The organism is Bradyrhizobium jicamae, assembly GCF_001440395.1.
Taxonomy (GTDB): domain Bacteria; phylum Pseudomonadota; class Alphaproteobacteria; order Rhizobiales; family Xanthobacteraceae; genus Bradyrhizobium; species Bradyrhizobium jicamae.
Genome location: NZ_LLXZ01000048.1, coordinates 46,353 through 52,544 on the forward strand (window position 1 = coordinate 46,353; position 6,192 = coordinate 52,544).

General features: G+C 66.5%; 7 protein-coding genes and 1 pseudogene. All 8 read left to right on the top strand.

Annotated features, from left to right (window positions below; genetic code table 11):
- Positions 1 to 2 precede the first annotated feature (2 nt).
- Positions 3 to 440, top strand: coding sequence for an SRPBCC family protein (locus tag CQ12_RS07395; protein WP_057834679.1), 438 nt, complete (start codon positions 3 to 5; stop codon positions 438 to 440).
- A 1-nt stretch (position 441) separates the two neighbouring features.
- Entirely contained in the window at positions 442 to 885 is a 444-nt protein-coding gene (locus tag CQ12_RS07400; RefSeq protein WP_057834680.1) for an SRPBCC family protein, read from the top strand.
- A gap of 16 nt (positions 886 to 901) precedes the next feature.
- Entirely contained in the window at positions 902 to 1,720 is an 819-nt protein-coding gene (locus CQ12_RS07405) for an FAD binding domain-containing protein (protein WP_057834681.1), read from the top strand.
- A gap of 6 nt (positions 1,721 to 1,726) precedes the next feature.
- Positions 1,727 to 2,206, top strand: a complete 480-nt coding sequence (locus CQ12_RS07410; RefSeq protein ID WP_057834682.1) for a (2Fe-2S)-binding protein — start codon at positions 1,727 to 1,729, stop codon at positions 2,204 to 2,206.
- An 11-nt stretch (positions 2,207 to 2,217) separates the two neighbouring features.
- Positions 2,218 to 3,813 carry a xanthine dehydrogenase family protein molybdopterin-binding subunit gene (locus CQ12_RS07415; RefSeq protein ID WP_057834683.1) on the top strand — a complete coding sequence of 532 codons (1,596 nt, stop codon included), beginning with the start codon at positions 2,218 to 2,220 and terminating at the stop codon, positions 3,811 to 3,813.
- A 2-nt stretch (positions 3,814 to 3,815) separates the two neighbouring features.
- Positions 3,816 to 4,838 carry a xanthine dehydrogenase family protein molybdopterin-binding subunit gene (locus tag CQ12_RS07420; RefSeq protein WP_057834684.1) on the top strand — a complete coding sequence of 341 codons (1,023 nt, stop codon included), beginning with the start codon at positions 3,816 to 3,818 and terminating at the stop codon, positions 4,836 to 4,838.
- 9 nt (positions 4,839 to 4,847) lie between these two features.
- A complete protein-coding gene (locus tag CQ12_RS07425) occupies positions 4,848 to 5,729 on the top strand; it encodes an AAA family ATPase (protein ID WP_057834685.1) in 882 nt (293 codons plus the stop codon).
- Positions 5,726 to 6,192, top strand: a pseudogene (locus CQ12_RS07430) (hypothetical protein); the annotation flags it as partial. The gene CQ12_RS07425 and the pseudogene CQ12_RS07430, both read left to right, overlap by 4 nt.

Below are 6,192 nucleotides of genomic sequence, written 5' to 3' on the forward strand. Positions count from 1 at the left end.
CCATGGCCCGGGTCTACGTCTCCACCGTCGTCAACGCCCGCAACGACCGCGTCTGGGCGCGGGTGCGCGACTTCAACGGCCTGCCGAACTGGCACCCGGCGATAGCGGAGAGCCGCATCGAGGGCGGCGAGCCCTCAGACAAGATCGGCTGCGTGCGCGACTTTCGCCTGCGCAACGGCGATCGTATCCGCGAAAAACTGCTCGGGCTCTCCGACTACGACATGTTCTGCACCTACTCGATCCTGGAATCGCCGATGGGCGTGGAGAACTACGTCGCCACCTTGCGCCTGACGCCGGTGACCGACGGCGACCAGACCTTTATGGAATGGACCGCCGAGTTCGACTGCGCGCCCGAGCGCGAGAACGAACTCGTCAACAACATCGGCGCTGGCGTGTTCCAGGGCGGTTTCGACGCGCTCAAGCGAGCATTCGGAGGCTAGCGTGCCGCATATCGTCAAAAGCACTGTTCTCGACGCGCCGACCGGCGCGGTGTGGAATGTGCTGCGCGATTTCAACGGTCATGACCGCTGGCACCCGGCGGTGGCCACCAGCACGATCGAGCGCGCGCAATCGTCTGACAAGGTCGGCTGTATCAGGCGCTTCAAGCTGCAGGATGGCTCGGAGCTGCGCGAGCAGTTGCTGGCGCTGTCGGACCTCGAACAAACCTTCAGCTACTGCCTGCTCGATACGCCGATCCCGATGTTCAACTATGTCGCCCATGTCCGCCTGCTGCCGGTCACCGACGGCGACCGCACCTTCTGGCATTGGGAATCCAGGTTCACCACGCGGCCTGCGGATGCCGAGCGGCTGACGCAGATGGTCGCCGAACAGATCTACCAAACCGGCTTCGACGCCATTCGACGACACCTCAAGGAGGCCGCATGAAAGCGGAGGTGAAACCATGCCCGTGACGGTGAAGACATTCGCGAGCTTTGGTGAGGCCGCATCGGCGGTGTCGTCCGATCGCGGCGCGCGCTATCTCGGCGGCGGCACGCTGGTGATGCGCGCGCTCAATGAGGGCGATGTCTCGATCGCGACGGTGGTGCGCGCCACCGACCCGGCGCTGATGCGTATCGATATCGCGAGCTCGCGCGTCACCATCGGCGCCGGCGTCACTTTCGCCAGAATTCTGGCCGAGCGCGATCTCGCCTTTCTCCACGCGCCGGCGCGCTCGATCGGCGGGCCGGCTGTGCGCAACATGGGCACCGTGGGCGGCAATCTGTTCGCGCCCAATCCCTATGGCGACTTCACCGTCGCCCTGCTTGCGCTCGATGCCACCGTGTCCGTGCAAGGCGGCCTCGGCGCCCGTGACATGCCAATCGAGGAGTTCCTGCAATCCCGCGAGCGCCAGAGCGGTGCGCTGGTGCTGGCCGTATCTTGTCAGCGGCCCGCGAGCGCCGACGCCTTCCGTTATCGCAAGATCGCCCGCATCAAGCCAAAGGGCGGCTCGGTGATCACGCTGGCGGCACATCTGCCGTCGAGCGGCGGCCGCGTCTCGGGCGCGCGCATCGCACTCGGCTCGATGGCCGCGACGCAGATTCGCGCGCGGGCCGCCGAGCGGGCACTTGAGGGGCGTCCGCTCGACGGCGCCGCGATCAGTGCTGCCGCCTCGGTAGCCGCCGAAGGCGTATCGCCCGCAGACAACGCGCTCGGTAGTGCCTGGTACCGCCGCGAGATCGTCGGCGTCCACCTTCGCCGGCTGCTGTCCGGCCTGGAGTAAGCATTCATGACCAAGACCCCGCTCCAGTTTCGTCACAACGGCCGCGACGTTGCCGTGTTCGTCGATGGCGGCATCAATCTCCTGGTCGCGCTGCGCGAATTGATCGGCGACATGACGCCGAAATTCGGCTGCGGCCAGGGCGGCTGCGGCGCCTGCAGCGTGCTGATCGACGGAGAAGTCCATCTCTCCTGCCTGACGCTGGCGGAAACCGTGAACGGCCGCTCGATCGAAACGCTCGACGGGCTGAAGGACGGACCCAACCTGCATCCGCTGCAGCGTGCCTTCATGGAGCAATTCGCGGCCCAGTGCGGCTACTGCACGCCCGGCATGCTGATGGCGGCGAAGGCGCTGCTCGACCGCAACCCCTCGCCGACCCGCGCCGAGGTCATCGAGGCGATATCGGGAAACATCTGCCGCTGCACCGGCTACGAGCCAATCATCAATGCCGTTCTCACCGCCGCCACGAGCGGACGCGCCCGCGCCTAGAGGAAACGACCATGCTGGAATTGCGCAAGGACATCTTCGCCGACGAGCGCGATGATAACTTAAAAGAGATCGGCAAGGGCACGCAGCGCCAGGACATGCTGGGCCATGTCACGGGCACCTCGACCTATTTCGACGACCACAAGCTGCAGGGCATGCTGCATCTCAAGGTTCTTCGCAGCCCGCACGCCCACGCCCGCCTGCGCCGCATCGATACGATGGAAGCGGAACGCTCGCCCGGCGTCCGGCGCATCATTCGCGGCGCCGACGTGCCGGTCAATCTCAACACCCTCCTCAGCCTCATCAACTTCGGCAAGGACGACGAGCCGTCACTCGCGGTCGACAAGGTTCGCTACAAGGGCGAGCCGATCGTCGCCATTGTCGCCGACAGCCCGCGCGAAGCCTTTGAGGCCATGGCAAAAGTGCGGGTCGATTACGAGCCGCTGCCCGCGGTGTTCGACGTCGAGGACGCGCTGAAGCCGGGCGCGCCCGTCGTCAACGACGTCTACCCCAAGAACACCTTCGTGTATCACGACGTCTACGATCACCAGAAACTGCGCTTCGGTGACGTCGAACGCGGTTTCGCCGAAGCCGACCACGTCCTCGAACAGCGCTATCAGATGTCGCCGATCGAGCACGCGCCGACCGAAACCAATGGCTCCATCGCAGCCCCCGACACCAACGGCCGCTATGTCGTCTACACCTCGACGCAGGCTCTGTTCTTCTCGCTCGATACGTCCGCCAAGATCCTCGATGTACCTTCCAATACGTTCCACTTCATCGGCGGCACCGTCGGCGGCGGCTTCGGCGGCAAGGTGGATACGCTCACCGAACCCCTCGCCATTCTCGGTGCGATGCTGACCGGGCGTCCGGTACGCTATCAGCTCGGCCGTGAAGAGGAAATGCAGTTCGGCTCGCCGCGCGGCGCCGAGCGCATCTACATCAAGGACGGCGTGATGCGCGACGGACGCATCGTTGCGCGCAAGATCCGCGCCTATTTTGATAGCGGCGCCTACACCCGGCTTTCGAGTTACGCCGTGGTGAAATGCGTGGCCCATCTCCCCGGCCCCTACACGATCCCGAACGTCCATGGCGACGTCTATTGCGTGTTCACCAATCGCACGCCTGCGACCGCGATGCGCGGCTTTGGCGTCACCGCGATGGACTTTGCGCTCGAATGCCAGATGGACAAGCTGGCGCATCTCGTAGGCATGGATCCGATGGAGTTCCGCATCCTCAACGCCTATCGCGACGGCGACATGAAGGCGCACCGGCGCGAGGCCAAGAACACCGCCTTGATCGAATGCGTGCAGGTCGCCGCCGAGAAGGCAAAATGGCCGCTGCGCGAGGAGGTGAAGCGGATGTCGTCGCGCAAGGATGGCGGCGGCAGCCGTGCCGCGATATCGCCGACACCGCTCGAACCTGCGCCGCAACGCGCCGCCGTCTCGCAGCAGCGAACCAGCTACGATCGCGCGCCGCCGGCAACGATCCAGCAACCGTCGCCCCCTACGCCGACGCCGCCCGCGCCTCCTCCTCCGAGGCCGCAGGCGCCATCGCCCTCGCACGGCGCCGCCCGCTTCTCTTCCGTCTTCGGCACCAGGAGACGCTGACCATGGCAAAGCATCGCGGACGCGGGATCGCCTCGATCAACTACCCCATCGGCATGAACCTTGGCGGTGACCCCAGCCAGGCGCTGGTTCATTCCAACCCCAGCGGCAAGTTCACCGTGTCGCTGTCATCGATCGATCTTGGCCAGGGGATGAAGTCGGTGACGCGGCAGATCTGCGCGGAGACGCTCGGCGTTCCGGTCGAGGACGTCTATGTCGACACCGCGGATTCCGACACCGGCCCGCACTGCATGGGCTCGTTCGCCTCGCGCGGCACCCACCGCGTCGGCAACGCCGTCATGGCAGCGGCAAAGGAGGCGCGCGGCGTCATGATGGAGGCGGCCGCCGAGGAACTGGAGGTCAACGCCGCCGATCTCGACACCGACGGGCGCGGCAACATTCACGTCAAGGGCGCGCCGCATCGCTCGATCTCCACCAAGGACGTCGCCATCGCCGCGCAGTTCAAGCAAGGCAAGACGATATCGGGGCGCGGCATCTTTCTGGTGCCGCTGTCCGAGGTCAATCCCGAGACCGGCGAGATGTCGCCCGCCACCTGCTACGCGCATGCCTGCCTGGTCGCCGAGGTCGAGGTCGACGACGAGACCGGCGAAATCGCGATGGTGCGCATGGACAGCGCGTATGAACTCGGGCGCGCGCTCAATCCGCGCCTCGTCGAGCAGCAACTCGTCGGTGGCGCGTGGATGGGTGTCAGCCACGCGCTGTTTGAAACGCCCGAACCCTATTATCCCGATCCGGCGCATGGACCGCGCGATTTCGTCGAATACCTGATGCCCGGCCCCGGCGACATCTGCCCGCACGATATCGCGGTGCTGGAACGCCCCGCGGCCGACGGACCGTTCGGCGCCAAGGGCCCCGGCGAGATGTGCGCCAATCCCGTGCTGCCGGCGGTCGCCAACGCGATCTTCAATGCGGTCGGCGTGCGGATGGATGAATTGCCAATCACGCCCGAGAAAGTCTTGCGGGCGATCAAGGCGCAGGGCGGCGCGCGGCCGCAGGCGCGGCGCTGAGGTCAGGGCATGACGGTCCGCGGCAACATCGTCGGCATCGACAGTCCCGAGGCGCTCGAACGGGCCTTGCGGACGGCGTATTACCTCGCTGACGACGGCCTCGCGACGGCGGCCTATCTCGGGCTCGCACTCGGCAAGCCGCTGCTGCTCGAAGGCGCGCCCGGCGTCGGCAAGACCGAGGCCGCGAAGGCGATCGCCGCCGTGCTCGGCCGCCGCCTGATCCGGCTGCAATGCTATGAGGGCATCGACGCATCAGCCGCGCTCTACGAATGGAACTATCCGCGCCAGATGCTCGCGATCCGCCAAGCCGGCGAGGAGAGCATCGATATCTACGGCGAAACATTTCTGATCGAACGGCCGATGCTCGCCGCCTTACGCGCGCCCGACTCCACCGTGCTGCTGATCGACGAAATCGACCGCGCCGACCAGGAATTCGAGGCTTTCCTGCTCGAATTCCTCTCTGACTTCCAGATCTCCATTCCCGAACGCGGCACGGTGCGCGCCGCCGAACGACCTGTCGTCGTGCTGACCTCGAACCGCACCCGCGACTTGCACGAGGCGCTGCGCCGCCGCTGCGTCTATCACTGGATCGACTATCCGACCGCCGAGCGCGAGGCGCGCATCGTGATGATGCGGGCCTCGAGCGTTGCCGAATCCACCGCCCGTGCCGTTGTCGCCGCGGTCGGAAAACTCCGGCGCGAGCCGCTGAGCAAGGCGCCTGGCATTGCGGAAGCCGTGGACTGGGCGGAGGCAGCCACGCTGCTGCATGCACGCGGCGCGCGCTGGCCCGACGCCTTCAAGCGCTCGATCGGCGTGGCGCTGAAGGACGAGGAGGATCTCACCTTCATCTCGGGCCGGCTCGACGCCCTGATTGCGGAGGCCGCCGCGTGAGCGAGGAACTTCGATTACCGCGCGCCGCCGGCGTCTTCGTGTCCTTTGTCGCGCTGCTGCGCGTCAACGGCTTTGCGGTCGCGCCGGAACAGACGACGGCGTTCCTGGCAGCGATTGAGCTACTCGGCCCGCGCAGCATGGAGACGATCCGTCAGGCCGGGCTGGCGACGCTCGCCCCACCGCCAGAGCGCCGCGCGACTTACGATCGGCTGTTCGACCTCCATTTCCTCGGCAGCGAGGCGGTGGATCATGCAGGTGCGGAAGATGAGGAGATCGTTCGCCTGCAGGAGGAAGGCCGCGGCGAAGACGAAACATTGCTGGCCGACGAAGCCAACGAATCCGGACTTGTTGCGGCCCGCGCCGAGGCGCTGGTCGAACGTCGCTTCGCGCCAAGCCAAATTGGCGATGCCCTGCGCCGGCTCGCGCGCGAGGCCCCTGCCCGCCTGCCGCGCCGCCGCGGCCA

Bases quoted from the DNA above. Each gene is read 5' to 3' on its own strand.
- CQ12_RS07395 (WP_057834679.1), top strand. From the start codon at position 3: ATGGCCCGGGTCTACGTCTCCACCGTCGTCAACGCCCGCAACGACCGC.
- CQ12_RS07405 (WP_057834681.1), top strand. From the start codon at position 902: ATGCCCGTGACGGTGAAGACATTCGCGAGCTTTGGTGAGGCCGCATCG.
- CQ12_RS07410 (WP_057834682.1), top strand. From the start codon at position 1,727: ATGACCAAGACCCCGCTCCAGTTTCGTCACAACGGCCGCGACGTTGCC.
- CQ12_RS07415 (WP_057834683.1), top strand. From the start codon at position 2,218: ATGCTGGAATTGCGCAAGGACATCTTCGCCGACGAGCGCGATGATAAC.
- CQ12_RS07420 (WP_057834684.1), top strand. From the start codon at position 3,816: ATGGCAAAGCATCGCGGACGCGGGATCGCCTCGATCAACTACCCCATC.
- CQ12_RS07425 (WP_057834685.1), top strand. From the start codon at position 4,848: ATGACGGTCCGCGGCAACATCGTCGGCATCGACAGTCCCGAGGCGCTC.